This window comes from Geomonas limicola (genome assembly GCF_014193675.1).
Lineage (GTDB): Bacteria > Desulfobacterota > Desulfuromonadia > Geobacterales > Geobacteraceae > Geomonas > Geomonas limicola.
Genome location: NZ_BLXZ01000003.1, coordinates 670,607 through 695,592, shown reverse-complemented (window position 1 = coordinate 695,592; position 24,986 = coordinate 670,607). Strand labels below are relative to the sequence as shown.

The following is a 24,986-nucleotide window of genomic DNA, read 5'->3' as shown; positions in this document are numbered from 1 at the left end:
ATTTTTGGGAGAGCATATGCAAAAGGACGATGATCGGTTGACGAGCAGGGGCGAGGAGTTTCTGCAGGTCTTCAAGAAGGGGGCCGAGTTCACCCAGGACCTCATGCGGGAGAACGAGCGGCTGCGCTACCGGCTCCTGGAGCTGGAAAAGACCCCGAGCCCGGGTGGGGGCGACCCTCCCGCCCAGGAGGTGCGGCGGCTCTCCGAGCGCATCGCGGACCTGGAGGCGGAGAAACAGGAGATCCTGGACCGGATCCGCCAGGTCGAGGAGGAGAACCATGACTTCGCCGCGCGCTACCTGGAGATCGAGGACGAGAACAACAACCTCGCCAACCTCTACATCGCGAGTTACCAGCTGCACTCGACGCTGGACTTCTGCGAGGTGCTCCAGATCATCACCGAGATCATCATCAACCTGATCGGTGCCGAGGAGTTCGCCATCCTGCTTCTGGACGAGAAGAGCGACGAGCTGCAGGCGGTGGCGACCGAAGGGGTGGAGCGCGAGCAGATCCCGGTGGTGCGGCTCGGTAAGGGGGTGATCGGGCAGGTCGCCCAGTCCGGCGAGAACCACTTCGTCTCCGACGTGGACGACTATCAGCGCGACTTCTTAAGCCCGATGGTCTGCATCCCCTTGAAGATCAAGGAGCACGTGATCGGCGTCCTCGCCATCTACAAGCTCCTGGTGCAGAAAAAGGAATTCGCTCCGGTGGACTACGAGCTCTTCACGCTGTTGGCCGGCCACGCCGCCACCGCCATCTTCAGTTCCCGGCTCTACAGCGACTCCGAGCGCAAGCTCTCAACCATCCAGGGTTTCATCGACCTTTTGACGAAATAAGCGGGCACTGCCATATGCAGTAACGCCAGGGGGGATAGCGGACAGATGTCTGAATACAATGTATTGATAGTCGAGGACTCGCCGACCATGAGGCAGCTCATCGCCTTTGCCCTGAAAAGGATCAGGGGTGTCAGGATCGTGGAGGCGAACGACGGTGTCGACGGATTGAAAAAACTCTCCGCGGAGCGTTTTGACCTCATCCTCACCGACATCAACATGCCGATCATGGACGGCTTGAAGCTGGTGAGTCTGGTGCGCAACGACGCCAACTACAAGAACATCCCGATCGTGGTGATCACCACGGAAGGGGCTCAGGAAGACCGCGAGCGGGCGCTGACCCTGGGGGCCAACGATTACATCACCAAGCCGATCCAGCCCACCAAGATTCTCGAGGTGGCCAAGGGGCTTTTGCGGATCGTCTAGCACGACGGACCCGGGCGGCACAGGTAGGGATTGCGGTTGAGGTTAAGCTTGGGGTATGCTGTCTTCCCGGCTTAACCTTGACCTGTTTCTAGCACAGCGGTTGGGGCCGCGGTGTGGGGGGAGAGCTTTCTCAACCTCAACCTCGACCTCAACCTGTTTTTCATATCACGGAGGTGTTTTCATGGAAGAGAAGTACAGCCCCAAGGTTGTTGAGGATAAGTGGCAGTCGTTCTGGGCGGAAAATGAGAGTTTCCGCGCCACCGAGGATCCCGCGCAGAAGAAGTACTACCTCCTGGAGATGTTCCCCTATCCCTCGGGGAAGATCCACATGGGGCACGTGCGCAACTACTCCATCGGTGACGTGATCGCCCGCTTCAAGAGGATGCAGGGCTTCAACGTGCTGCACCCGATGGGGTGGGACGCCTTCGGGATGCCCGCCGAGAACGCCGCCATCCAGAACAAGAGCCATCCGGCCCACTGGACCTACGACAACATCGCCTACATGCGCGGGCAGTTGAAGCGCCTGGGGCTCTCCTACGACTGGGAGCGCGAGCTTGCCACCTGCGACCTCGACTACTACAAGTGGGAGCAGCAGATCTTCCTGGAGATGTACAAAAAGGGGCTCGCCTACAAGAAGGTCTCCCCGGTCAACTGGTGCCCCAAGTGCGAGACCGTGCTCGCCAACGAGCAGGTCGAGGACGGCGCCTGCTGGCGCTGCGACAGCATCGTGCAGCAAAAGGAGCTGGAGCAGTGGTCCTTCCGGATCACCGCCTATGCCCAGGAACTGCTCGACGACACCTACAGGCTCGCCGGCGGCTGGCCCGAGCGCGTCCTCACCATGCAGCGCAACTGGATCGGGCGCTCGGTGGGGTGCGAGATCGAGTTCCCGCTGGAGAACGGCCGCTCCAAGGTGAAGGTTTTCACCACCCGCCAGGACACCCTGTTCGGCGCCACCTTCATGTCGCTCGCCGCCGAGCACCCCATGGCGGCGGAGCTCACCACCGAGGCGCAGCGCGCCCAGGTCGAGGCCTTCATCGACAAGGTGAAGAAGACCGACCGCATCAAGCGCGGCTCCGACGACCTGGAGAAGGAGGGGGTCTTCACCGGCTCCTACTGCATCAATCCGGTCACCAAAGAGAAGATGCCCATCTACCTCGCCAACTTCGTCCTGATGGACTACGGTACCGGCGCGGTCATGGCGGTGCCGACCCACGACCAGCGCGACTTCGAGTTCGCCAGCAAGTACGGCCTGCCGCTTAAGGTGGTGATCAACCCCGAAGGGGAGACCCTGGATCCGGCAACCATGACCGAGGCCTTCACCGGCGAGGGGATCATGGTCAACTCGGGGAGCTTCGACGGCATCTCGAACACCGAGGCCAAAGAAAGAATCGCCGACTACCTGGAAGGGGAGGGGATCGGCAAGAAGACCGTGAACTTCCGCCTGCGCGACTGGGGCATCTCGCGCCAGCGTTACTGGGGGAACCCGATTCCGGTGATCAACTGCGAGCTGTGCGGCGTGGTCCAGGTTCCGGAAAAGGACCTCCCGGTGGTGCTCCCGATGGACGCGGCCTTCACCGGCGAAGGGGGGAACCCGCTCGCCCAGGTGCCGTCCTTCGTGAACTGCACCTGCCCGCAGTGCGGCGAGGCGGCCCGGCGCGAAACCGACACCATGGACACCTTCGTGCAGTCCTCCTGGTATTTCCTGCGCTACTGCTCGCCCAAGTACCAGGGTGGTCCCCTGAACCGCGAGAAGGTGGAGTACTGGATGCCGGTGGACCAGTACATCGGCGGCATCGAGCACGCCGTGTTGCACCTTTTGTACGCCCGCTTCTTCACCAAGGTGCTCCGCGACCTGGGCTACTGCAACGTGGACGAGCCGTTCTCCAACCTCTTGACCCAGGGGATGGTGATCAAGGACGGCGCCAAGATGAGCAAGTCCAAGGGGAACGTGGTCGACCCGAACGCCCTCATTGAGCGCTACGGAGCCGACACCGCGCGCCTCTTCTCGCTCTTCGCCGCTCCCCCGGAAAAGGACCTCGACTGGAGCGACCAGGGTGTCGACGGCAGCTACCGCTTCTTGAACCGCGTCTGGCGCCTGGTGTTCGACGTGCTGCCGGCCGTGAAGAGCGCCGCGCCGGCCGACCTGGCGACCCTCTCCGCGGAGGCCAAGAACCTGCGCCGCGCAGTGCACAAGACCATCAAGAAGGTGACCGAGGACATCGACGGCCGCTTCCACTTCAACACCGCCATCGCCGCGGTCATGGAGCTGGTCAACACCCTGCAGGGCTTCGAAGGGAAGAGCGCCCCGGAAAGCGTCGGCGTGGTGCGCGAGGGGGTGGAGTCGGTAGTGCGCCTCCTGGCCCCGTTCGTGCCGCACTTTACCGAGGAGCTCTGGGCTGAACTCGGCTACACCGGGTCGGTGGAAAAGGCCGGCTGGCCGAGCTACGATGCCGAGGCGGTCGTGGACGACGAGATCACCGTGGTTATCCAGGTGAACGGGAAGCTGAGGAGCAAGCTCCTGGTCGCCCCGGACGTCCAGGAGGAGACCGTGAAACAGGCGGCGCTCGCCGACGACAAGATCCAGGTCTTCCTGGAAGGGAAGAGCGTGAAGAAGGTGATCTACGTCCCCGGCAAGCTGGTCAACATCGTGGTCGCCTAGCCGATGCGCCTTGTCTCCCGCACACGCCTGACCCTCCCGTTGCTCGTCGGGATCCTGCTGCTTGCCGCCCTTATGGGCGGCTGCGGCTACCGTGCGGTGCTGCACGACGAGCCGCTCTTCGCGAACCAGGGCGTCGACGTGGTGGTCTTCGCCAACCGGAGCTACCAGGCCGGGGTCGAGGGGGTGCTGGCGCGCAGCCTGGTGGACGAGCTGGCGCTGCGCACCGGGGGGCGCGTGGTCACCGGGCCGAGCGCCACGCTCGAGCTGACCGGGACGGTGCTGAGCTACGGGAGCAGTGCGGTTTCCTACAACGCCCAGGACCAGATCCGCGAGTACCGGCTCGACATCTCCGTGGAGGCGGTGCTGCGCGACCGCGTGACCCAGAAGGTGGTCTGGAAAGGGGAACTCGTCGAGTCGCAGACCTATCCCGTCAACCTGAACCTCGCCCTGCAGCGCAACTCCGAGGAGGCGGCCGCCGCCAAGGTCTGCCGCCGGCTCGCCGAGGACATCTGGCAAAAGGCCGGCGACCGGTTTTGAAACAGATAATGAAACGTCCTGCGCCGCCCAATTCACCTAAGAGCTGGGCGGCCTTTTCATTTTGGCCGGCGCTGGGTGCCGGTCGGCGTGGTGCCTGTGCCATGCGAACCGAACGAGAACCTCATCAATGAAACCGGAAGAGTTTGACAGAGCGCTGGAGAAGGGAATGATCGCTCCCCTGTACCTTTTGTGCGGGGACGAGCCCTGCCTCGTGGAGCGCGCCGTGAAGAAACTCCTGGACCGCACCGTGGACCCGGGCTTTCGCGATTTCAACCTGAACCTCTTCTACGGCAACGAGTGCAAGGGGGAGGAGATCTTCTCCGCCGCCCAGACGCTCCCCATGTTCGCCGACCGCCGCGTGGTGCTGGTGAAAAAGGGGGGCGAGCTCCCCGCCGCCGCCCAGGAGATCCTGCTCCCCTACCTGCAGGACGCCTCCCCCTCCACCTGTCTCATCCTGCAGGCGGACAAGGTGGATGGCCGCAAGAAGTTCTTCGCCGAGTTCAAGAAGCGCGGCGAGTTCGTGGAGTTCAAGAAGCCCTACGAGAACCAGCTGGGGCCCTACGTGCGCGACGAGGTGCGCGCCGCGGGGAAGAAGATCGACTCCCAGGCGGCGGAACTCCTGGCCTACCTGGTAGGAAACAACCTGCAGGAGCTGGTTTCCCAGATCGAGAAGCTCTGCCTTTTCTGCGGGAAGAAGGAGCAGATCGGCGTCGAGGACGTGAAGGCGATCGTCTCCGATACCAAGGTGGAGAGCGTCTTCGAGTTCACCGACGCTCTCGGTTCCCGGGACACCGCCCGGGCGCTGCGCCTTTTGACCACGCTTCTGGACGACGGGGAGGCGCCGCTGCGCATCCTGGGTGGGGTGGCGCGCCACTACCGGCAGCTCTGGCAGGTGCGCGAACTGTTGGACCGCAAGATGCCCAACTCGGAAATCGGCAAGGCCGCCGGCATCAACCCGTACTTCCTGAACAAGGTGCTGCAGCAGGCGCGCAACTACCGGGTGGGTGAGCTTCTGAAGATTTTCGAAGGGATGCTGGAGCTGGACCTGGCCTTCAAGTCCGGTGGGTTGGAAGACGCCCTGTTCGAACGCTTCGTCCTGGAAGCCTGCAGGACGAAGCGATAGGTCACTCTTCCCCTGCGGGAGGGGACGTTCGCTACAACAATCAAAAAGGGGAACCCTGCTGGAGGGTTCCCCTTTTTTTGTCACGCGGTGAGGGTGCCGAGACCGGTTCAGGTCTCCAGGTAGGAATCGTCCAGCGGTAGTCGGCCGTTACGCTCCAGGTAGGCGAGTTGCTCGTTCTTTTTCTGGATGTTGTCGTTGCACCAGGTCCAGATGCGGTAGCTCTCCATGCAGAGGATGGTGAAGCCGGCACCGAAAACTGCCCAGTAGTTGTCCGCGAGACCTTCACTCAGGTAGTAGAAGAAGTAGAAGACGCTCAGGTAGCCGACGTGGCAGAAACTGCTGCGGTGGCGCAGGTTGGCCATCATCCGGCACAGGCTCAAGACGATGGCGGAAAAGGTGTAGATGATCAGCACCATACTGATGAGCTGCGAGCCCGGAGCAGGTCCCATCGCCTGCACGAACTGCTGGGGACGTGGCAAGAACGGGAAGTTCCGCCAGGCGAGGGTGCTCACCATGAGGAACAGCGAGAGTGCCCACAGCCCCCTGTTGGAGAACCGTCTGAGCCCCTTGATGTCGTCGAGGAGTCCCTGACGCAAGGTGGCCCGGATCTCGCCGGCCGTATCGTCCGCGCTGGGCGGTTCTTGATGAGCGTACTGCTCCATGGGGCACTCGATGTTTTCTACGTTGGGACGCGCCATTAGTGGCCTGGCTGCTGCAGATCGGAGCCTTTCTTAAGAGCTTCCTGCTGAGCCTGGTCCAGCTTATTTTTGATAAAGTAGTAAGATTTGGCAATCCTGTCAAGCTCATAGGGAAGGTTCCGAGGATGCGAAATTGCTGAGTTACTGACACAACGCTCGGTATATTCCTGCAGCTTTCGCATCGGATCCAGAACGATCATCTTCAAAAGAGCAATGACTCCGGTGGTCGTCAGGATCAAGGTGAGCAAAGAGAACACCACCATCTGTCCGCGGATGGATGAAAGCGAGGCGAAGGTGGCCTCCTGGGAGAGCCCGATGTCGAGGGTACCCAGCACCCGCTGGGTTGCAGGGTGGAAGTGGCAGGCGGCGTTGGAGCACTCGGGGTCGTTGTAGATAGGGGTGGTGATGGCGAGTACCTGCTCGCCCGCGCTGTTCTTGAAGGTACGCGCCTTCTCCATCGGTCCCAGCGAGGTGATCGGCTCTTTCTTGGCATGGCACAGGATGCAGCCTTCAGCCTGCTTGTTGACCAGGCGGTTCACCTCGGAGGGGTTCGAGGAAAAGGCCACCCTGCCGGACTTGCTGAAGATGCGTACGTGCTCGACACCCTTTTGCTGGCTGATGTTCTGCACGATGTTCGCGCTCAACTCCCGGTCTGACTTGAGCATGGCGTACCGGGTGGACTTGAGGACGATGCCGGCCAGGTTGTTGGCGTGTCCGATCGAGTCGCGGATCACCACGTTCTTGATCGCCGCGTACAGCAACACGAAGCAGACCACCAAAAAACCGGTGACGACGATTCCCACAGGTATCAGGGCTCTTCCTGCAATCTTGTCGAACATGGCACACTCTCCCATCGTGGCGGATTCGGTTCCCTTGGCTCGGCTGGTGCGGGGCCGGTGTCGGGTTTGGTGCGTACCCATTAATTGCATTTTGGGTGCCAAGCTCGACAGGTGCCCAAATTCGCGGTTTTACGCGGGACAAGCACCCTTTTCTGTCAGGAAAGATCGTCAGCTGTATATCGATTACATACATTTCTGACATGCAGGCGTGCATAACTGGACCGGGCATGGTAGAATTTCGCCTGTCAAATCAGGGGTTCTCCTGGTGTCACATGGTGTATCGGCACCCCATACACCTGGAAACTTCGAATTGCGTGCCGCACTGTCACAACATCTTCTGTATTAAGTATTTTGTTTACACTACGTAATCTTTTACTGGGGCTTGGTATAAATAGATCTTCATGTCTTTTTGTTGACATCTTATTGACAGTGGTGTTATTGATAATCAACAAATAGCAGTACAGGTCGGCAGCTTTTCAGCGCTGTCATAGGCCTGATCAGGAACCGGATAGAGTGGAATAACCTGTGAAAAAAGGTGGGGTTATGAACGTTCTTGTGGTGGATGATGAACCGGTGATCAGAATTGGTCTAACCCGCACTCTTGAAGGGGCTTCCTTTACGGTCGACACTGCCAGTAACGGTCATCTTGCCATCGAGATGCTCCAGCAGAAGAACTACGACCTCATCATAACCGACCTGAAGATGCCCGGCATGAGCGGCTTCGAGGTACTGAGCGCGGTAAAGGCGCTGCAACCCGAGGCCCCGGTGATCATGATCACCGGCTTTGCCACCGTGGAAACCGCGGTGGAGGCCATGAAAAACGGTGCAGCAGACTACATCGTCAAGCCCTTCGAACCGAGCCAGATCCTGGAAAAGGTGCAGCGCGCCCTGGAACAGCGCCCGGTTACCACGGAGGAAATCCTCGTAAAAAAGGAGCTTGACTGCCACCACGGCTTCGACCAGTTCATCGGTGAAAGCCGGGAGATGCAGAAGGTTTACCGTCGCATCATCCAGGTGGCAGCCACCGACAGCACCGTTCTCATCACCGGCGAAAGCGGCACCGGTAAGGAAGTCGCCGCCCGTGCCATCCACAAGCACTCCTCGCGTCGCGACCAGCCCTTCGTGGCGGTCGACTGCACCGCACTTGCCGAGAACCTCCTCGAGAGCGAGCTGTTCGGCCACGTCAAAGGTTCTTTCACCGGTGCCATGCAGACCAAGATGGGCCTGCTCATGGTCGCCGACGGCGGAACGCTCTTCCTCGACGAGGTCTCCAACATAAGCCTCGGCACCCAGGCGAAGCTTTTGCGGGTCCTGCAGGAGCGCCATGTCACCCCGATCGGCGGCACCCAGCCGGTCTCCTTCAACATCCGCCTGGTGGCGGCCTCGAACCGGAACCTGAAGACCATGGTGTCCGAGGGGAAATTCCGCGAGGACCTCTTCTTCCGCCTCAACATCATCCCGCTGGACCTCCCACCTTTGAGGGAGCGCAAGGGGGACATCCCGCAGCTCATCCACCACTTCATCGCCAAGTTCATCGCGGAAACCGGCAAGGAGAACCTGCGCGGTGTCGCGCCCGACGCCATGCAGTTTTTGGAGAACTACTCCTTCCCCGGTAACGTGCGCGAACTGGTCAATATCATCGAGCGCGCCGTCGTGCTCGCCGAGGCCGATATCATCCAGAAGGAGAACCTGGAACTTGGCGAAGCCGCCGAGGCGTCGGCACAGGAGTTCGAGGGGTATGTCCCGCAGAATGCCGAGGCCTTGAAGGAGATGAAGCGCCAGATCCGGGACCGCTCGGTGGAAAACGTCGAGAAGGCCTTCGTGATGAGCGCCCTCAAGCGTAACAACTGGAACATCTCCCGGGCCGCCGAGGACACCGGCATGCTGCGCCCCAACTTCCAGACCATGCTGAAAAAACTCGGGATTTCCGTCAAGGACTACTTCGAGAGATAACCCTTCTCCCCCTTTCAGGTAACCACCTCCAAGGCGACCCCGCGCGCAGGAACCTCTCTGTTGCAGCGAGCCTCGGCCGCAGTGATTTTCCGCCTATCCGCACATCTCGCCTAACTGAACATCTCGCCGCTCCCCGAACGTCCCACATTCCCCTAAACATACCCCCTTTGCGAAGTGTTCCTACTACATCGTGAAGCCCTGAGGTCTTTTCGGCAAAACGTGGCAGCCGAACTCTCGCCCCCCCATTGCAAAGGTCTTCCGGGATTTCCGGAGGTGCAGCCGGCAATTTGAATTGCCAGCTACGGCATGTGTGTCTCTGACCTGTAGGGGCGCATAATCATTCGCCCAACCTCTCCGGTGGGAGAGGCGGCCGAGGGCCGAAGTTGTGTCAGGTGGTACGCCTGCTGGCGCGCCGGGCGAATGGTTATTCGCCCCTACGCATCCCTCACCCGGCATGCCTGGATGAACCTTCATAAAGAGGAGACAGGGGGGCACCAGTTCTGCTTTACGGAACCCGCGTCGCGTATTTCCCGGCTTTCGCCCGGCCGTGTTGAAACAAAAAAACGGCCACTGAAATCAGTGGCCGGCGGATGTAAGGCAGGAGGCGACCGCACTCGGTCCTCTGCGGAACCGGGTGCGGCCGGTGCGACGAAACGTTTCGCTGCGTCAGTTCTGCGGGTGTACCGGATGTTCCGGGTAGTGGCGCACCGGGCGGAACGCTGTCTGCGGCTGCGCTTCCTTGTGCTGTTCCTCGTGGTGCTCCTCGTCGTGGTCCTCAACTTCCTCCCATCCGAAGATCATCGGCTTGAAGTAGGCAAGCGGAGTGGCGCCCAGGGTTGCCAGGTAGACGTGGGTGAACAGGAAGGCGAACAGCGAGCAGGCCACCAGGAAGTGCAGGGTGTCGATGATCTTGATGCCACCCGACATAAGGATGAGCACGCGCAACGGGGTCACGTTCATGAGCAGGATCCCGGTGAGGACCACGAGCGGCACCAGCATGAACATCACCACCAGGTAGGCAGCTTTCTGCATCGGGTTGAACTTGGAGTCCGGCATGGCGTGGAAGGGGCTCGGGCGACCCACGAAGTACCAGAAGCAGTAGTAGAGCAGTTGCCGCACGATGCCGTGCTTGATGTCTTCCTCGTTCGGGATGTAGATGTCGTCCAGGCTGTTGCGCACCATCTTGTAGTAGACGAGCCACCAGGCGAGGAAGACGGCGACGATCAGCCCTGCCACGTTGTGCACCTGGATCGCGGTCTTGTAGCTGCCCAGGATGGTGATGGCTTCCGGGAAGCGGATCTGCGCGCCACTGATGATCAGGGTGACGATACCCAGGGCGTTAACCCAGTGCCAGATGCGGATCGGGATCGGCTGGAGGTAGACCATTTTCTTGGCGCTCATGACTAGTGCTCCTTTCTCGTTCTGTTTTTGCGCGTCAGAAAGCGCAGGAATCCGTGACAAACCGGCATGATCAGGCCGCCGCAGACGACGGCGAGACCGATCCAACTGAGCATGTTGTTCTTGTTGGAGCCCATCAGGTAGAAGTCGGGGGTGCCGTACAGGGCATCAAGGACCGCCCCTTTCTCGACCTGGACCCTGCGGTAGGTACCGTTGACCTCGGGGATGGACAGGTAGCTGGTCTGCATCACCGTAGGCCCGGAGCCGTGGCAGAAGGTGCAGTTGCGCCGGTCGTCGAGGATCTCGAAACGGTGCGAAACCGTCTCAGGGGTGAGCATCCCCTGGAGCCTCAGGGATTTGTGGTCGCGATCCAGGTTGAAGTTTCTCAGCTCCGAGATCGAGATGTAGTTGTCATGGTTGCTGTCGATCAGGGTCAGGATGTCACGTCCCCCCGTCAGCTCCTTGAGTTCCTGGTAGCTCGCCACTTCCGGTTTGCCCAGATTCCCCTGGTTCTTGGTGCTCACCACGTACATGCTGATGAAGTAGTTCTTCGAGCCGGTGTGGCAGGTGATGCAGGGGAGCATGTAGAGGTGCAGGTCCGCCTGGGGGAGCCACTCGCCGTGCTTCGCCGACATCTTGAACTTGTCGTGGCAACCGCCGCACATCTGGTTGATCTCCATCCCGGAGATCTCGCGCGGCGACTCGACCTTGTGCGGGTTATGGCAGCCGGAGCAGGAGGTCTTGCCGGCATGGATGCTCGAGGCGTACTCGCTGTTCACCTCGCCGTGGCACTGCTGGCAGTTGGCCCGTGGCGTCCGGACACCGTCAGTGGGGTGGGTCGGGGCGACACCCTCGTGGCAGGACGGGCAGCCGATCTTGGCGTGGGTGGTGTGGCCGAACTGGGCGGGGTTGATGAGGGAGGGTCCCTTCACCTTTTGACCATCGGCATGGCAGGTCAGGCAGGCCTCGTTCTTGCCCGTGGTGTCACCGAACGAGTACCCCGGGCCGTCCGGTTCGGCGAGTGCGGGAGTGCACAGGGCCCCGGCGAGCGCCACGGTCATGAGAAACCGGTACATGGTGTGTTTCGTCGCTGCTTTCACTGGTTGCCTCCTTTGAAATGAATTCCAAACTTGGGCCGCAAGGCGGGGATCACTTTCCGCCTCGAGGCGAACTTTGCGATGCTTTCCGCCCGGCAAAGAGCCGGGCCGGCAGCTTAATGCGAAAGATCGGCAGCAATTGCCCGACGATAATCAGGGCGCAGAAACCGAGAAACAGGAGCGTGGTCCAGTTCCCCGAAGAGGCGACACTCGGAGCAGCAAGGAAATAATAGCTTGCTCCCATGAGAGTCGCAAGCAGCAGGCAGCTCATAAGCTTCACTGGCAGGCTCCGCCCCGCTCCCGGGCCTGCCTGGTTGCGCTGCGAGCTGTGCGGGTCGGCGAGCACGCTCACGCGGTGTTTTTCGAAAGCGCAGGCGACGGCCTGCCACAATTCGCCCGTGTCGGCGGAGCTGGACGGTTTCAGGGCGTGGTAGAAGATCCCCTCCTGGCGCACCTGGCGGGCCTGGCTCAGGCTGAGTTCCTCCGATACCATGATGATGTGCAGGTGACGGTTGCATTTCTTCAACAGGTGGATGAGTTCCGATGTGGAGATCCGGTCGCCGAAGTTGCTTCCCAGCAAAAGGACCGCCACCCGGTTTTCCATGACCCGTGCCAGTACCTCGTCCGCGCTGGCGGCGGTGCCGACCTTGAAACCTTCTTCCTTGAAGAAGTCGGCCATGCGCCTGCGGAATTTGGCGTCCGTGTCGGCTATGATGATCTCTCGCTCGCCCATGCCTCACCTCGAATCCAACGCCCCTTTAAGGTTCTCCGGTTACTTCTTGCCCGATGCCGCCACCTTTTCCTTCTTGTGGAACAGGCTCGCCACCCCCTTCGCCATTGCCCCGAAGAGCATCATGCAGGGGACGATCTGCAAAACGATCACCGCACCCAGGAAGAAGATGAACAGCTTGGAGGTGAGGCCTCCCGAGACGTCTGCGATTCCTGATATGGCAACCGCTCCGGCCAGCACTACCGCGACGATTCCCAGCGTGGCGATCTTTCCTGTTTTGGATTTCTTGGTTTCCGTTTCGGCTTTCATGGCGCTCTCCTTTCCCCCTTCGGGGATGCTCACGTCCTGCCCGTTCCGGTTCCGGCTCAGCCGTGGACGTGGCAGCTGTCGCAGTTGCCGCGCACCGTGAAGGCGGTGCTGCCGTCATGGCAGGCTCCGCAGGATTTTGCCTTGCGCATCTCTGCCATGCTGACCGGCTTGTTGCCAGATTTCAGCGGGAAGGTCCGGGTGTGGCAGGAGGTGCAGCTGTACTTCTCCAGGTGTGCGGTGTGGCTGAACTTCACGTTGGCGATCCCGGCCAGCTTGAAGTTGATGTCTTTCACGGGGTGGCACTTGCCGCAACTGGTGACCGCAAAGGCCTCCTTGCCGTTGTGGCAGGCACCGCAGGATTTTCCCTTCTTCATGGCAGCCATGGTGACCGTTTTGCGCGGGCCGATCGGGTAGAGCTTCGAGTGGCAGGCGCTGCAGTCGTACTGCTGCTGGTGCGTCTTGTGGCTGAAGCGGGTCGGGCCGGTCTGTTTCACGTTGAAGACGATCTCCTTGGTGGGGTGGCAGCCGCCGCAGTTAGCGAGGGCAAACGCCTTGCTGCCGTTGTGGCAGGCACCGCAGGATTTCCCTTTCTCCATCTCGGCCATGGTGAAGGTCCGGTTCGGGCCGGTGACGAAGAGTTTCGGGTGGCAGGCCTCGCACTGCTGGTCCTTGAGGTGCTTGGCGTGGCTGAAGCGGACGGTGCCGGTCTGCTTCACCTGGTAGGTGATCTCCTTCACCTTGTGGCAGGCGGTGCACTTGTTGATGCTGAAGGCGACATTCCCGTCGTGGCACTTGCCGCAGGATTTCCCCTTCTCCATGTCCGCCATCGAGTAGCGCACGTTACTGCTCGTTTTGCCGTTGTCGTGGCACGATTTGCAGCTCACCTTGCCGAGCTTGTCCGACTTCATGTTCATGTGCTGCTTGTGGCTGAAGAGTACCTTCCCCGCGCCGGGGGTGTTGTAGGTCACTTCCTTGAGTTCCAGTGCGGCTGCTACCGTGACGCTTGCTGCCAGTGCTGTCAGGACGATGATGGCTGATCCGAATCTCATGATGTCTCCCTCCCAGGCCTATGATTTTGGAATCGCTAAAGCGTCGTCTGTGAAACCGATCCAGCTGATTCTCTTGGGGTTATTGTGCATAAAACGGCCGGTCAACCTGGTAGTAGCATCAGCCGTGCCCGATTCGCGTCTTCTTGAGTGATTTCTCATAACCCGCTGTCCTATCGGCGTTATTTTGATGGCCGTGTGACCATGAATAGCGGTCGTTTTCCGGGTTCATGTATAGAAGCTCTATACAGCCATTTCGCCGGAAAGTTTTTTCATGTGGGAAGAAAACCAGCTAGATCCGCTCTGGGTGCGGCTTTAAAGGTATACGGCAGGGGAGGGGGGGTGTATGGCAATGCTATACGGTAGGCGGCAGGTGTTTAAAAGAAACTTACGAAAGAAAATGCCGCACCGATGAGGGTGCGGCACTGGTTGTGCTCCGGTTGCCGGCAGGGGGCGCGGAGCTAGGAGAGCCTGAACTGTCCGACCAGCTTTTCTTGCTCGTCGGCGAGTTGCGCGAGCTTGAGCGCCGAGGACGCCGATTCCTGGGCGCTTGCCGCGGCATCCTGGACTACCTCGCTTATGGTCTGGATGTTGCCGGTGATCTCCCCGGTGGTGGCGGTCTGCTCCTCGGCCGCCGTGGCGATCTGGTTCACCTGCATGGTGAGGCTCCCGATCTGCTGCAGGATTTCCTCGAGGGCACCTCCCGACTTCTCCGCTTCGGCACTTCCCAGCTCCACCTCGCGCACCCCCGCCTCCATGACCTTGATCGCCTCCCGGGTCTCCGACTGGACAGCCTTGATCAGCTCGCCGATCTCCTTGGTGGCGCTGGCGGTGCGCTGCGCCAGGGCGCGCACCTCGTCGGCCACCACGGCGAAGCCGCGCCCGTGCTCGCCGGCCCGGGCCGCCTCGATGGCGGCGTTCAGGGCAAGGAGGTTGGTCTGGTCGGCGATGTCGTTGATGGTGCGCACGATCCCGCCGATCTGCTCGGACTTGGCACCCAGGCTGCCGATGCTGGCTGCCGATTCCCGGACGTTCTCCGCAATCTGGTTCATGCCGCGTACCGTCCCCTTGACCACCTCGGCCCCGGAGGCCGCCGCCTGGTTTGCCTGCTGCGAACTTGCCGCCGCCGAGGTACAGTTCTGGGCGATTTCGTTGGAAGTGGCTGCCATCTCTTCGCTGGCGGTCGCCACCGTGTCCGCCTGGCCGGCCACCCGGGCGGCCCCCGTGGCCATCTGCTCCGCGGCGAGCGAGAGCTGAGTCGAGGCGGAGGCGACCTGGCGGGTATTCTCCACCACCCGCGAGATGACTTCGTGGAAGTGCACCACGATGTTGTTGATGCTGGTGCAGATGGCACCGATCTCGTCGTTGCCCGCGGACGCGATCCGCCTGGTGAGGTCCCCCTGGGCGATCTCCCGGGTCGCCACCATCGCGTGGGCCAAGGGCTTCGTGATCGAGGCGATGATGCGCAGGCTGATCACCAGCGAGACCAGGGCGACCAGCAGCGACATGCCGATCATCACGAATGAGAGGGTGGTGGCGCTCCGCACGGCCTGGCGCACCCCGGCGAGGATCTGCTGCTGGTTCTCGCCGATGTTCTTCACCTGCTCCTCGCTCTTCAGGGCCTGTTCGCGCGAGATCCCCCGCGCCGAGTCGAGCGCCTTCTGCATGGCGAGGTTACTCTTGATGACGCTCAGCTTGGTCGCCTCGATCCGCCCGATGGAGGCGGCGGCGTGCGTGATGATGCCCGAGACCTGGCCGATGTTGTTGGCGAGCGCGGTCTGCCCGGACTGCTGCAACAGCTTGCGCGCCAGGGCGATGTTGCCGTCGATGCGCTTCTTGGTCTGGGTGAGAGTCCCCGTGATCTTACCGACCTCCGCCTCGCCCGCGCTCAACATGATCTGGCGCACCCCCGAGTTGAGCTCCTTCACGTCGACGCTGATTGCCGACCCCGCCTCCATGACCGCGGAGGCGGCGTTCTGGAAGCCGAGCGAGGCCACCACGTTGTTGCGGTCCTTGACGATCTGCAGCTCCAGGGTGTCGATGGTGTTGAAGATCTTGCGGCTGTTCTCCTCGAGGGGGCGTACGATCTCCTGGATCTTGGCGGCGTACTGCTCCGTCTCGGCCTTCTCCGGGGTGCTCAGGATCTCCAGCCTGAGGGCGATGAGTCCCCCGTCGTCGGCGCCGATCCTGTTCAAGAGGTCGAGTGCCACCCCCTTCACTTCCTTGATGGCCGGGTTGTCGCCGTTTTCCACCTCGATGCTGCGGGTGAGTTCGATGGCGTTCTTCAGGCGCTCCCGCAAGGGGCCGATCTTGAACTTGTTCTTGATGAGTTCCAGGTCGCTCAGGATGATGCTGATGTCCTTGAGCCGGCTTTGCAGGGTGAGCAGCTTCTTGATGCTCGAGTTCACCTGCAGGTTGGCCGCCTGGGAGGAGTTGATGGCACCCAGGGCGGAGGTCCCCAACTGGCTTATGCTCTTGCGCATCTCGCTTACCCCGGCCTCGGCCCGCGTCAGCTCGCTGTTCACCGTGGCGATCTCGCCGCGAAAGAGCGCCATGTCCTTCAACCGCTGCGAGGCGACCTGGACCACCGTCTTCTCGATCCCCCGCAGTACCGCGGTGTCCACCCCCGAGGACTCCGCACCACTCTCGCGGATCTCCTCGTTCAGGGCCTCCATGCGCCGGATGCGGCCGGTGATGGCCTCGGAGAGCTTCGCCACCTCGGCCGGTTCGGTCGTCATCTCCAGGCGCATGAAATCGGCCGAGACCTTCTCGACGGTCTGCTGCAGCTCCAGCATCTTCAGGTGCAGCGGTGTCGATTTCCCGGTCAGGATCTCGATGCTCGAGCGCACCTTGCCGATGGAGAACAATCCGATGCCGGCGATGATGGCGATGCCGATGATGGTCAAGGCGACGTTGCTGAGCAGCTTGCTTTTGACGGTCATGTGCCTCTCCTGCAGTTAGTTCTTGAAGGACTTGAAGGGGACCAGCTTGCCACCCTGGACGATCTCCAGGTAGACGTTACTCTGCCCCTGGTGGTTATCGGGCGAGAAGTTCAGCTTGATGCCACCCAGGTCGACGTCCTTCATCGCCTCGTAGGCCTTGAGGAACCCTTCGCGGGTGGGCGGAGTCCCGGCTTTTTCCAGCGCGAGCACCATCGACTTGGCGGTCAGGCACCCCTCCAGGGTCACCGCGTTGAAACTGACGTCTTCCGGGTTCTTCTCGATCGCCTCCTTGCACTCCTTGGTGACCGGGAGACTCAGGTCCTCGAGGTGGGGCACCACCTGGGACATGAGGAGCCCTTCGGCGGCCTCCCCGGCAGCCTGGACCAGGTTCGACCCGCCGGCGAAAGAGCCCGTGGCGAGGTAGCTCTTGAGCCCCTCCTTGCGGGCCGCCTTGGCGAACTCGGCCCCGGGTCCGTAGATCGAGCCCAGGATGATGGCGTCCGGCTTTGCCGCGATGATGGAGGCCAAGGCCGCGGTGACCGCTTGCGTCCCGCGCTCGAAGGCCCCCTTGGCCACCAGGGTCAGGTTATGCCGCTTCAGCGCATTCTCGGTGCAGTTGAGGACGTCGGTGCCGAAGGTGTCGTTCTGGTAGAAGATGGCGAAACGCTTGGCTCCCCCATCCTTCACCAGGAGATCGACCAGTTTGTCCAACTCTTCCTGGTGGCTGGCGCGGATGTTGATCACCTCGCGGATTACCGGGGCGCGGAAGTTGGCGGCGCCGGAGCGCGGTGCCACGAAGGGGAGTTTGTACTCCTTGACGATGGGGAGGATGGAGACACCGTTGGAGGTGCCGATGGTTCCGACCACGGCGAAGATCTTCTGCTCGTCGATCAGCTTCAATAGGCCGTCCACCGTCTTGTCCGGCACGTACTGGTCGTTGGCATTAACCAGTTCGATCTTCCTGCCGTTCACGCCACCTTTCTCGTTGACCGCTTTGAAGTAGGCATGCACGCCGACCTTCATGGATTTGCCGGCTCCCTTGTTCGGGCCGCTCTGGTCGTTCACCATGCCGATCCTGATGACCTCCCCAGTGGGCTCCGCCGCGAGTCCGGTGCCGGCTCCCATGGCCAGCAGGGTAACGAGCGCGATGATCGTCTTCATAGGTGCCTCCTATTAATGTGTTGGCTGGGGCGACACGGGAGTCGCACCGGCTGATGGTTTCCAAGTGGCTGATATTACCGAGACGGCGAGCCGCCGCTTGCCATAGTTCTAGGTATCGGGACTCATCGGGAGAAACTTTAATAGATTTTAAATAAAACAAAATAATCGAATCGCAGGGCAGGGATGATGACTTCACATCCTCCCTTGGTAAAGGCTCTTTGGGAAATTTCGGGAAGCGTAGAGATGGTAGCTCCACGCCACTACTGTGGCCTTACGTCCTCCCCTCCACAAAGGGGGGACGAGAGTTTGGCCGATCGACGCATAACGGACTCAAATGGCTACTTGGCTAGATCATGTGAGACGTTGGGGAGCAAGCAAGACCTCGGAAAGGTGAGGGGAAATGTTTGGAGGATCGGTGGGGGATGAGGACACGAGGGAGCGCGAGGGAATGAGAGGAATGAGAGGAATGAGAGGAATGAGGGAGATTAGAAGATAAGTCGAGAGGAAGATGAGAGGAAGATGAACTGAGGAGGGGCTAGCCGAAGATCCGCTTGAAGAGCCCTTTCTTCTCGGCTTCGCGACGCTCGTTGATGAGCCGCATTCCCGCCTGGGCCAGGCGCTCGCGGTTGCTCAACCTGAGGGCCTTCTGGAACTCGGACTCGGCGAGCCCGTCGCGCCCCTCGTCCAGGAGCATCCAGCCGCGGAACGAGAAGGCCTCGGCGCAGCGCCCCATCTGCAGGCTCTTGGAAAGGAGCATGCGGCACTTGTCCAGGCTCGCGCGGGAGCCGGCGTTCGCGGGGTTCTTGTAGATGGCCCAGGCCAAAAACGCGCAGGTCGGGGCGTCCTGGGGATCGAGGGTGTAGGCGTCCTGCAGGGCGCGCTCGGCGTTGGGGTAGTCCTCCATGTCGATGAACACCTTGCCCGACTGGAACTGGATCCGTGCCTGCAGCTCGTCGTCGCGCTGCCCGCCGACCCCCACGCTGTTCGCGTTCAGGATCTCGTCGTAGCGCTCCTTGGCCACCACGTTTGAGAGGGTGTTGTAGGCGTTGGCGTAGTGCGACAGGACGTCCTGGGCCCGCGACAGGGTGGCTCCCGAGAGTTCCATGAACTTCTCGGCCGAGTACTGCCGGGTCTTCGAGAAGTAGGCCTCCTTGAGGGCGTTGAAGCTGAAAGCCCCCTGGGTGAGCCCGAAGATCTCGTAGTAGTTCTTGTCCTGGATTGCGGCGAAGTCGCGTTGTACTTCCTGCTCGAAGTCGATCTCGTGCGAGGAGAGCGGCGCGGCCATCCCTTCCTCGCCCACCACCAGTTCCACCGAGCCGGAGACCTCATCTACCAGGTCCTCGAAGCTCAACGGTGCCGCATCGGCCTCGCGCACCTCTTCGATCGGGCGGTTGAAGAGCCGCTTCTGTGGGAAGTCGGGTCCCTGGTCGGCGACAGGGACGGTGTGCAGGTCGAGCATCCCGAGGCGCACCAGGAAGTTGAGAAACGAGGCGGCGGCGTTGCGGTCGGCGCAGGCCGCGACGATCTCCTCGACCCGGCGCCCTGAGGAGAGCAGCTCCAGGAGGTCGATGTCGTCGCGCCCCAGGGTGAGCAGGTTGCTGCGCCGGAAGTAGTGTGACGTCTTCGCCGGGAACAGCTGGCCGAGGCGTGCCAGGTAGTCAGCGCTCGAAAAACGTGACGCGCTGGAACGGGAGGCCTGGTAGAGCAGCCGGGGGAGGGAAACGGGGCAAAGCGGCAGCTCGGGGGGCTTGAACCCCTTGGTGAAGCGCGCCTTCTGTCCCGCCTCGAGCGCATCGCTGAGCCGCTTGCTGAGGAAGAGGCGGGACTGCTCCGCCAACTCCTCGTAGCTTATCAGTCCGGCCTCGATGAGCGTCAGACGGGGCGCCCCGTCGGGGAGGAACTTCTCCCGGTCCGCGGCACCCAGATGACCGGTGGCTACCAGGTAGTTGAAGAACTCGCGGGAGACGAAGGAGAGCGGCTCGCCCTGGACCAGGGTGATCCGGGTGGCGTCGGCAAGTTCCAGGGTGCCGGTAGCGCGGCTGTTGTGCAACTCCACCAGGAGGTCGGCCAGTTCAGGTTCGGCGGGCTGCTCCGGAAGGCACGAGCGGACCGCTTCCAGGAAGGCCTCGCGGGAAAAGGGCTTCTCCAGGTAGGCCTTCACGCCGAGCTTCTCGGCCGCGGCGGCGTAACCCGCTCCACGGTAGACGCCGGTCATCACCACGACGGGGAGCGCGCTCAAGCCGGGGGTGGTACGCAGCTTTTTCAGGATCTCCACGCCGCCTATCCCGGGGAGCTTGAGGTCCAGGAGGACCAGGTCGATCCCGCCGCGCTCCAGGGCCGCCAGGGCGCTGTGCCCGTCCGGTGCCGCCACCACCTGGTGCCCCTGGGACGCGAGGAAGGTCTGCAGCATCTCCCTGAGCCGCTGGTTATCCTCTGCGAGCAGGATCCGGGCTGTCATCAGGGCGCCTCTGCGCTGACGGTGCTGCTGGACCTGAGAAACTTGCGCACCGCCGCGTTGTGGGCGGTAAGGTCGCTGCTGAACTGGTGGCTGCCGTCGCCGCGCGCCACGAAGTAGAGGTAGGGGACCGTGGGGTGGTTCAGCACCGCCTCGAGGGTGTCGCTCGCGGGATTGCCGATGGGGCCCGGCGGCAGCCCGGGGATGAGGTAGGTATTGTAGGGGGTCGGCTTGAGGATGTCCTGGCGCGAGACCTTGCCGGCGAAGGCACGGATCCCGTACAGGGCCGTGGGGTCGCTCTGCAGGCGCATCCTCAGCCTGAGGCGGTTTTGGAACACGGCGGCAATCGTCGGCTTCTCCTCGGCGCGGATCGCCTCTTTTTCGACCATGGAGGCCAGGGTGAGCAGCTTTGCCAGAGGCAGACCGGCCTTCTCGGCCCGTGCCTGGTAGCCTTTCAGCACCTTGAGCTGGCGCTCCACCATCTCGCGCACCACCTCGCGCTCGGTGCGCCCGGGGAGGATGTTGTAGCTTCCCGGGAAGAGGTATCCCTCGACGCTCGGCGCGGCGATACCCAACTGGTCCAGCAGGGCCCGGTCGCGGCAGGCCTCCAGAAACGCCTCCTTGCGGAAGATGGCGTGCTTCTCCAGGATCTCGGCCACCTGGTACATCGAGTAGCCCGGGGGGAGGGCGAAGACGCGCTGGTAGACGTCGCCGGCCAGCATCTTGTCCAGGATCTGGGAGGGGCGCATGCCGTCGCTGAACTGGTAGTAACCCGCCTTGATGCGCGCGTCTCCCCCCCTGACCCGGGCGTAGAGCGCGAACAGCCGGGCGCTGGAGACGATGCCCCGGGACTCGAGAACGCCGGCGAAGCTGCGCAGCGAACTCCCCTTGGCAAGCTCGACGATCTCCACCTTCTTGCCGTTTCCGGCGGGGGCCTGGATGAACAGGTAGAAGCGCCCCAGGGGGATCATAATGAGGATGATAAGGACGAGGAGGGTGGCGCGGCGCCGCCGGCGGAGCTTACGGTAAAGACGTGTGAAGGCAGAGAGTGCGATGGGAGTACCCTGTTTAAAAACGGTGCTTTAGCAAGACGCTTTCGCTAGCTTTAGGTCAAATCTCAAATGATGTCAAGGGTAAATGCCGAAGCAGGGAGGCTAAAAGCGGGGAAAATTCTAACATGTTAATAACAATTTTTTTAGAGACAGCCGGAAAAATACCATGTATTATTGCCGACTGGTGCCCGCCATCAAGCAGTGCGCCTAAGCCAGCGCCAACTCCCGAGAGGTGTCTTCATGAAGCAACGGCTGATTAATTCCGATTATTTCCCTTTCGATATCCCCATTTCCGCCCGGTGTGGCGAGCGCGTCGAGCTGCGCACCCTGCTGGAGCAGCTGGGGAGCGCTCCGGGCATCATCTACGCCCGGCGCCTGGCGGCCCAACTGAACCGGCAGCTCGTCGCCGGGGAGCCCGCCGTCCCGCCGGGGCTCTTGCATCTCTACTCGGTGTTCAACAAGGTGTACCGGTTCCTGGTGGCCGAGTACTGCCGGCAGCAGCCCGGGGTGTTCAACTCGGCCATGGCCCAGGCGGGCTACCCCGAGTACCGCGGCGAGGCCGCCCAGGCGCTGGGCCGTCTCACCGAACTGTTCCCCTCCCAGGAGATGGTTAAGGGGAGGCAGACCCCGCAGGGGTACCTCTCCGGAGACGATGCCGCGCTTTCCCGCCGCTCGGGGCTTGCCGCCGAGCTCTTCCTGTTGCGCCTGGGCGACGAGAACCGCGCCCTGGACGGGCTGCGCCAAATCTTCGACACCGTGGAACTGGCCGCCACCTCGCCGTACCCGGCGGTTTCCGGGAAACTCGACGCGCGCCTGGCGCAGGGCCCCGGGTTCCAGCCGCTCAACGTGCCGCTCCCCGAGCTGCTGCGCGCCCCCTTGAGGGCCGCACCCACCTCGCTTGCCGGGCAGATCGCCTACATCAAGGAACACTGGGCCGGCATCCTCCCCGGTGAACTCCTCACCGAACTCATTACCGCCATGGACATCGTGGCCCAGGAGGAGCGCTCCTTTGCCCAGGGGCACGGCGCCGGCGAGGCGAAGGTCCTCTTCGGCAAGGGGTGGCTCAAGCGCGCCGGTGGAGACGAGTACCCGGAGTACGAACGCTTCTCCCAGGACGCCGACTGGATGGCCAACGTGGTGATGATCGCCAAGATGGTCTACGTCTGGCTCGGGCAGCTCTCCCGCAGCTACGGCCGCGACATCCGCACCCTGGACCAGATCCCGGACGCCGAGCTGGACAAGCTGGCGCGCTGGGGGTTCACCGGGCTCTGGCTGATCGGCATCTGGGAACGCTCCCCCTCCTCGCAGCGCGTCAAGCACATCATGGGTAACCACGAGGCGATCTCCTCGGCCTACTCGCTCTTCGACTACGTGATCGCGCAGGACCTCGGGGGCGAATGGGCGCTCGACAACCTGCGGCAGCGCTGCGCCGCGCGCGGCATCCGGCTGGCGAGCGACATGGTCCCCAACCACACCGGCCTCTTTTCCAAGTGGACCCTGGAACACCCGGACTGGTTCGTCCAGCTCGACTACCCGCCGTACCCCAACTACCAGTTCAACGGCCCGGACCTCTCCTTCGACGGCCGTATCGGGCTCTTCATCGAGGACGGTTACTGGGACCGCCGGGACGCCGCCGTGGTCTTCAAGCACGTCGACAGGCACTCCGGCCGGGTGCGCTACATCTACCACGGCAATGACGGCACCTCGACCCCCTGGAACGACACCGCCCAGCTCAACTACCTGATCCCCGAGGTGCGTGAGGCGGTGATCCAGACCATCCTCCACGTGGCGCGCCAGTTCCCCATCATCCGCTTCGACGCCGCCATGACCCTCGCGAAAAAGCACTACCAGCGCCTCTGGTACCCGCTGCCGGGGCACGGCTCCGGGGTCCCCTCGCGCGCCGAACACGGCATGGACCGCCCCTCCTTCGACGCCGTCTTCCCCAACGAGTTCTGGCGCGAGGTGGTGGATAGGGTGGCGGTGGAGGCGCCGGACACCCTTTTGCTCGCCGAGGCCTTCTGGCTCATGGAAGGGTACTTTGTGCGCACCCTCGGGATGCACCGGGTCTACAACTCCGCCTTCATGAACATGCTGAAGATGGAGGAGAACGCCAAGTACCGCCAGACCCTGAAAAACGTCCTGGAATTCGAGCCCGAGATCCTGAAGCGCTTCGTCAACTTCATGAACAACCCCGACGAGCGGACCGCCGTCGAGCAGTTCGGCAAGGAAGGGAAGTACTTCGGCGCCACGGTGCTCCTGGTGACCATGCCCGGGCTCCCCATGATCGGCCACGGCCAGGTCGAGGGTTTCCACGAGAAGTACGGCATGGAGTACAAGCGCGCCCTGTGGGACGAGCCGGTGGACCAGGCGCTGGTGGCCCGCCACGAGGCGAACATCTTCCCGCTCATGCGCCGGCGCCACATCTTCTCGGGGAGCGAGAACTTCGTGCTCTACGACTTCTACGCCGGATCTGCCGTCGACGAGAACGTCTTCGCCTACTCGAACCGCTACGGCAACGAGCGCGGCCTCATCCTGTTCCACAACCGCTACGCCAACACGGCGGGGTGGATCCGCTATTCCTGTGCGGCCACCCGGAAAAGCGGCGACGGCAGTGCGGCGCTGGTGCAGCGCAGCCTGGGCGAGGCGCTCGAATTCAACGGTGACGGGCGGCACTACTACTCTTTCCGGGACTACGCCACCGGGCTTTGCTACCTGAGAAACGGCCGCGAGCTCTGCGAACAGGGGCTCTTCGTCGAACTGTCCGGCTACGAGTACCACGCTTTCCTCGATTTCAAGGAGATCTGGGACGACGACTTCGGCACCTGGGGGAGCCTCTGCTACAAGTTGAACGGAGCCCCCGTGGAGAGCCTGGAGGAAGAGGTGAAGCAGGTGCGCTGGGCCGCGGCCAACGACGCCCTGCGGGCGCTGCTTGCCAAGATCATCGCAGCGGCCGACGAACCTGACGCCGAGGCGCTCATGATGGTGCCACTTTTGGAGCCGCTGGTGGCGGCCTTCTACAAGACACTCGCGCCCCAGGCCAAGGAGAGCTCACTGCGCTCGCTTTTGGTCACCTTCGGCGCCGAGATGAACCAGGCCCTCAAGGCGCCGGCCCCCGAGTTGACCGTCGATCCGCGAAACCACCTGCTGCTCTGCGCCTTCCTGGCCCTGCACCGCATCGGCGAACTGACCGAGGTCGAGTCGGCACCGCTTTACGATCACTTCGGTCTGGCACGTCCCGTGGTGGAGGCCTTCGCGCTGCTGCCCGACGCGGAGGAAGCCGGGGAAACCCTGCAGCCTTGGGCCTGGGGAGATCTCCTGCGGGTGCTGTTGCGCCACGCATCCCTCCTGAACGACTTCGAGGAGAAGGGGGCGCTGGTGAGCCTGACCGGATTCTTCGCCGACCAGGCGGCGGCCGACTTCCTGCAACTGCACGAAAGCGGCGGTGTCGAGTGGCTCAACAAGGAGCGCCTGGAACTGGTGTTCACCTGGTTGTCGCGCCTCGCCCCGTACGGTGCGGGTGGGGTACCGCAACCCCTGGCCGCAGTGCAGCGTAACTGCGCGCAGGTGCTCAGGAGCGCCGAGCAGGCCGGCTACCGTCTGGAGCACCTGCTGAGAAGCTTCGACACCTCCCAGCCCGAGTAGCAGGCAGTATCACAAACCCCGACGGGGTGGACCATTCCACCCCGTCTTTTTTTTCCATCCCCCGGTACTACCTGGTAGCCCCCCGTC

The 24,986-nt window shown here is 62.3% G+C and carries 18 protein-coding genes; 7 read left to right on the top strand and 11 right to left on the bottom strand.

Annotated elements, in window-relative coordinates; translation table 11 throughout:
• Positions 1 to 16: 16 nt before the first annotated feature.
• The 5 genes from H7688_RS10145 to holA all read left to right on the top strand — a co-directional run bounded on the left by H7688_RS10145 (position 17) and on the right by holA (position 5,577).
• Entirely contained in the window at positions 17 to 835 is an 819-nt protein-coding gene (locus tag H7688_RS10145; protein WP_183360969.1) for a GAF domain-containing protein, read from the top strand.
• A gap of 45 nt (positions 836 to 880) precedes the next feature.
• Complete coding sequence (locus H7688_RS10140) at positions 881 to 1,258, top strand: response regulator (RefSeq protein ID WP_183360968.1); 378 nt, start codon at positions 881 to 883, stop codon at positions 1,256 to 1,258.
• 181 nt (positions 1,259 to 1,439) lie between these two features.
• Positions 1,440 to 3,917 (top strand): leucine--tRNA ligase, encoded by a 2,478-nt coding sequence (leuS, locus tag H7688_RS10135; RefSeq protein WP_183360967.1) that lies wholly within the window; start codon positions 1,440 to 1,442, stop codon positions 3,915 to 3,917.
• Positions 3,918 to 3,920: 3 nt separating this feature from the next.
• Entirely contained in the window at positions 3,921 to 4,454 is a 534-nt protein-coding gene (gene lptE, locus H7688_RS10130; protein ID WP_183360966.1) for an LPS assembly lipoprotein LptE, read from the top strand.
• Positions 4,455 to 4,581: 127 nt separating this feature from the next.
• Complete coding sequence (gene holA, locus H7688_RS10125) at positions 4,582 to 5,577, top strand: DNA polymerase III subunit delta (RefSeq protein WP_183360965.1); 996 nt, start codon at positions 4,582 to 4,584, stop codon at positions 5,575 to 5,577.
• A gap of 107 nt (positions 5,578 to 5,684) precedes the next feature.
• Here holA and H7688_RS10120 read toward each other — a convergent pair whose 3' ends face one another.
• Entirely contained in the window at positions 5,685 to 6,275 is a 591-nt protein-coding gene (locus H7688_RS10120; RefSeq protein WP_246329772.1) for a bacterioferritin-associated ferredoxin, read from the bottom strand.
• Positions 6,275 to 7,114 carry a cache domain-containing protein gene (locus H7688_RS10115; protein ID WP_183360964.1) on the bottom strand — a complete coding sequence of 280 codons (840 nt, stop codon included), beginning with the start codon at positions 7,112 to 7,114 and terminating at the stop codon, positions 6,275 to 6,277. The genes H7688_RS10120 and H7688_RS10115 overlap by 1 nt, the downstream gene beginning before the upstream one ends.
• A 543-nt stretch (positions 7,115 to 7,657) precedes the next feature.
• Between H7688_RS10115 and H7688_RS10110 the strand changes: the two genes are divergently transcribed.
• Positions 7,658 to 9,067, top strand: a complete 1,410-nt coding sequence (locus tag H7688_RS10110) for a sigma-54-dependent transcriptional regulator (protein WP_183360963.1) — start codon at positions 7,658 to 7,660, stop codon at positions 9,065 to 9,067.
• A gap of 666 nt (positions 9,068 to 9,733) precedes the next feature.
• Here H7688_RS10110 and H7688_RS10105 read toward each other — a convergent pair.
• The 9 genes from H7688_RS10105 to mltG form a co-directional block, all read right to left on the bottom strand.
• Positions 9,734 to 10,468, bottom strand: a complete 735-nt coding sequence (locus tag H7688_RS10105) for a cytochrome b/b6 domain-containing protein (RefSeq protein ID WP_183360962.1) — start codon at positions 10,466 to 10,468, stop codon at positions 9,734 to 9,736.
• Positions 10,469 to 10,470: 2 nt separating this feature from the next.
• A complete protein-coding gene (locus tag H7688_RS10100) occupies positions 10,471 to 11,565 on the bottom strand; it encodes a cytochrome c3 family protein (protein WP_246329771.1) in 1,095 nt (364 codons plus the stop codon).
• A 49-nt stretch (positions 11,566 to 11,614) separates the two neighbouring features.
• Positions 11,615 to 12,295, bottom strand: coding sequence for a response regulator (locus H7688_RS10095; protein WP_183360961.1), 681 nt, complete (start codon positions 12,293 to 12,295; stop codon positions 11,615 to 11,617).
• A 39-nt stretch (positions 12,296 to 12,334) separates the two neighbouring features.
• Positions 12,335 to 12,601, bottom strand: a complete 267-nt coding sequence (locus H7688_RS10090; protein WP_183360960.1) for a hypothetical protein — start codon at positions 12,599 to 12,601, stop codon at positions 12,335 to 12,337.
• Positions 12,602 to 12,657: 56 nt separating this feature from the next.
• Positions 12,658 to 13,650: a cytochrome c3 family protein gene (locus H7688_RS10085; RefSeq protein ID WP_183360959.1), complete on the bottom strand. Its 993-nt coding sequence runs from the start codon at positions 13,648 to 13,650 to the stop codon at positions 12,658 to 12,660.
• 458 nt (positions 13,651 to 14,108) lie between these two features.
• Positions 14,109 to 16,589, bottom strand: coding sequence for a methyl-accepting chemotaxis protein (locus H7688_RS10080; RefSeq protein ID WP_183360958.1), 2,481 nt, complete (start codon positions 16,587 to 16,589; stop codon positions 14,109 to 14,111).
• A 15-nt stretch (positions 16,590 to 16,604) separates the two neighbouring features.
• A complete protein-coding gene (locus tag H7688_RS10075) occupies positions 16,605 to 17,750 on the bottom strand; it encodes an ABC transporter substrate-binding protein (protein WP_183360957.1) in 1,146 nt (381 codons plus the stop codon).
• Positions 17,751 to 18,285: 535 nt separating this feature from the next.
• A complete protein-coding gene (locus H7688_RS10070) occupies positions 18,286 to 20,208 on the bottom strand; it encodes a response regulator (protein ID WP_183360956.1) in 1,923 nt (640 codons plus the stop codon).
• Positions 20,208 to 21,188, bottom strand: a complete 981-nt coding sequence (gene mltG, locus H7688_RS10065) for an endolytic transglycosylase MltG (protein ID WP_281379440.1) — start codon at positions 21,186 to 21,188, stop codon at positions 20,208 to 20,210. Before mltG ends, H7688_RS10070 begins: the two co-directional genes overlap by 1 nt.
• Positions 21,189 to 21,497: 309 nt before the next feature.
• Here mltG and H7688_RS10060 point away from each other — a divergent pair, with 309 nt between their 5' ends.
• On the top strand, positions 21,498 to 24,899 hold the full coding sequence (locus tag H7688_RS10060; protein ID WP_183360954.1) for an alpha-amylase family glycosyl hydrolase: 3,402 nt from the start codon (positions 21,498 to 21,500) through the stop codon (positions 24,897 to 24,899).
• Positions 24,900 to 24,986 lie beyond the last annotated feature (87 nt).

Excerpts from the sequence above, each read along its gene's own strand:
- H7688_RS10145 (WP_183360969.1), top strand. The coding sequence starts at position 17 with ATGCAAAAGGACGATGATCGGTTGACGAGCAGGGGCGAGGAGTTTCTG.
- H7688_RS10140 (WP_183360968.1), top strand. The coding sequence starts at position 881 with ATGTCTGAATACAATGTATTGATAGTCGAGGACTCGCCGACCATGAGG.
- leuS (WP_183360967.1), top strand. The coding sequence starts at position 1,440 with ATGGAAGAGAAGTACAGCCCCAAGGTTGTTGAGGATAAGTGGCAGTCG.
- lptE (WP_183360966.1), top strand. The coding sequence starts at position 3,921 with ATGCGCCTTGTCTCCCGCACACGCCTGACCCTCCCGTTGCTCGTCGGG.
- holA (WP_183360965.1), top strand. The coding sequence starts at position 4,582 with ATGAAACCGGAAGAGTTTGACAGAGCGCTGGAGAAGGGAATGATCGCT.
- H7688_RS10120 (WP_246329772.1), bottom strand. The coding sequence starts at position 6,275 with ATGGCGCGTCCCAACGTAGAAAACATCGAGTGCCCCATGGAGCAGTAC.
- H7688_RS10115 (WP_183360964.1), bottom strand. The coding sequence starts at position 7,114 with ATGTTCGACAAGATTGCAGGAAGAGCCCTGATACCTGTGGGAATCGTC.
- H7688_RS10110 (WP_183360963.1), top strand. The coding sequence starts at position 7,658 with ATGAACGTTCTTGTGGTGGATGATGAACCGGTGATCAGAATTGGTCTA.
- H7688_RS10105 (WP_183360962.1), bottom strand. The coding sequence starts at position 10,468 with ATGAGCGCCAAGAAAATGGTCTACCTCCAGCCGATCCCGATCCGCATC.
- H7688_RS10095 (WP_183360961.1), bottom strand. The coding sequence starts at position 12,295 with ATGGGCGAGCGAGAGATCATCATAGCCGACACGGACGCCAAATTCCGC.
- H7688_RS10090 (WP_183360960.1), bottom strand. The coding sequence starts at position 12,601 with ATGAAAGCCGAAACGGAAACCAAGAAATCCAAAACAGGAAAGATCGCC.
- H7688_RS10085 (WP_183360959.1), bottom strand. The coding sequence starts at position 13,650 with ATGAGATTCGGATCAGCCATCATCGTCCTGACAGCACTGGCAGCAAGC.
- H7688_RS10080 (WP_183360958.1), bottom strand. The coding sequence starts at position 16,589 with ATGACCGTCAAAAGCAAGCTGCTCAGCAACGTCGCCTTGACCATCATC.
- H7688_RS10075 (WP_183360957.1), bottom strand. The coding sequence starts at position 17,750 with ATGAAGACGATCATCGCGCTCGTTACCCTGCTGGCCATGGGAGCCGGC.
- H7688_RS10070 (WP_183360956.1), bottom strand. The coding sequence starts at position 20,208 with ATGACAGCCCGGATCCTGCTCGCAGAGGATAACCAGCGGCTCAGGGAG.
- H7688_RS10060 (WP_183360954.1), top strand. The coding sequence starts at position 21,498 with ATGAAGCAACGGCTGATTAATTCCGATTATTTCCCTTTCGATATCCCC.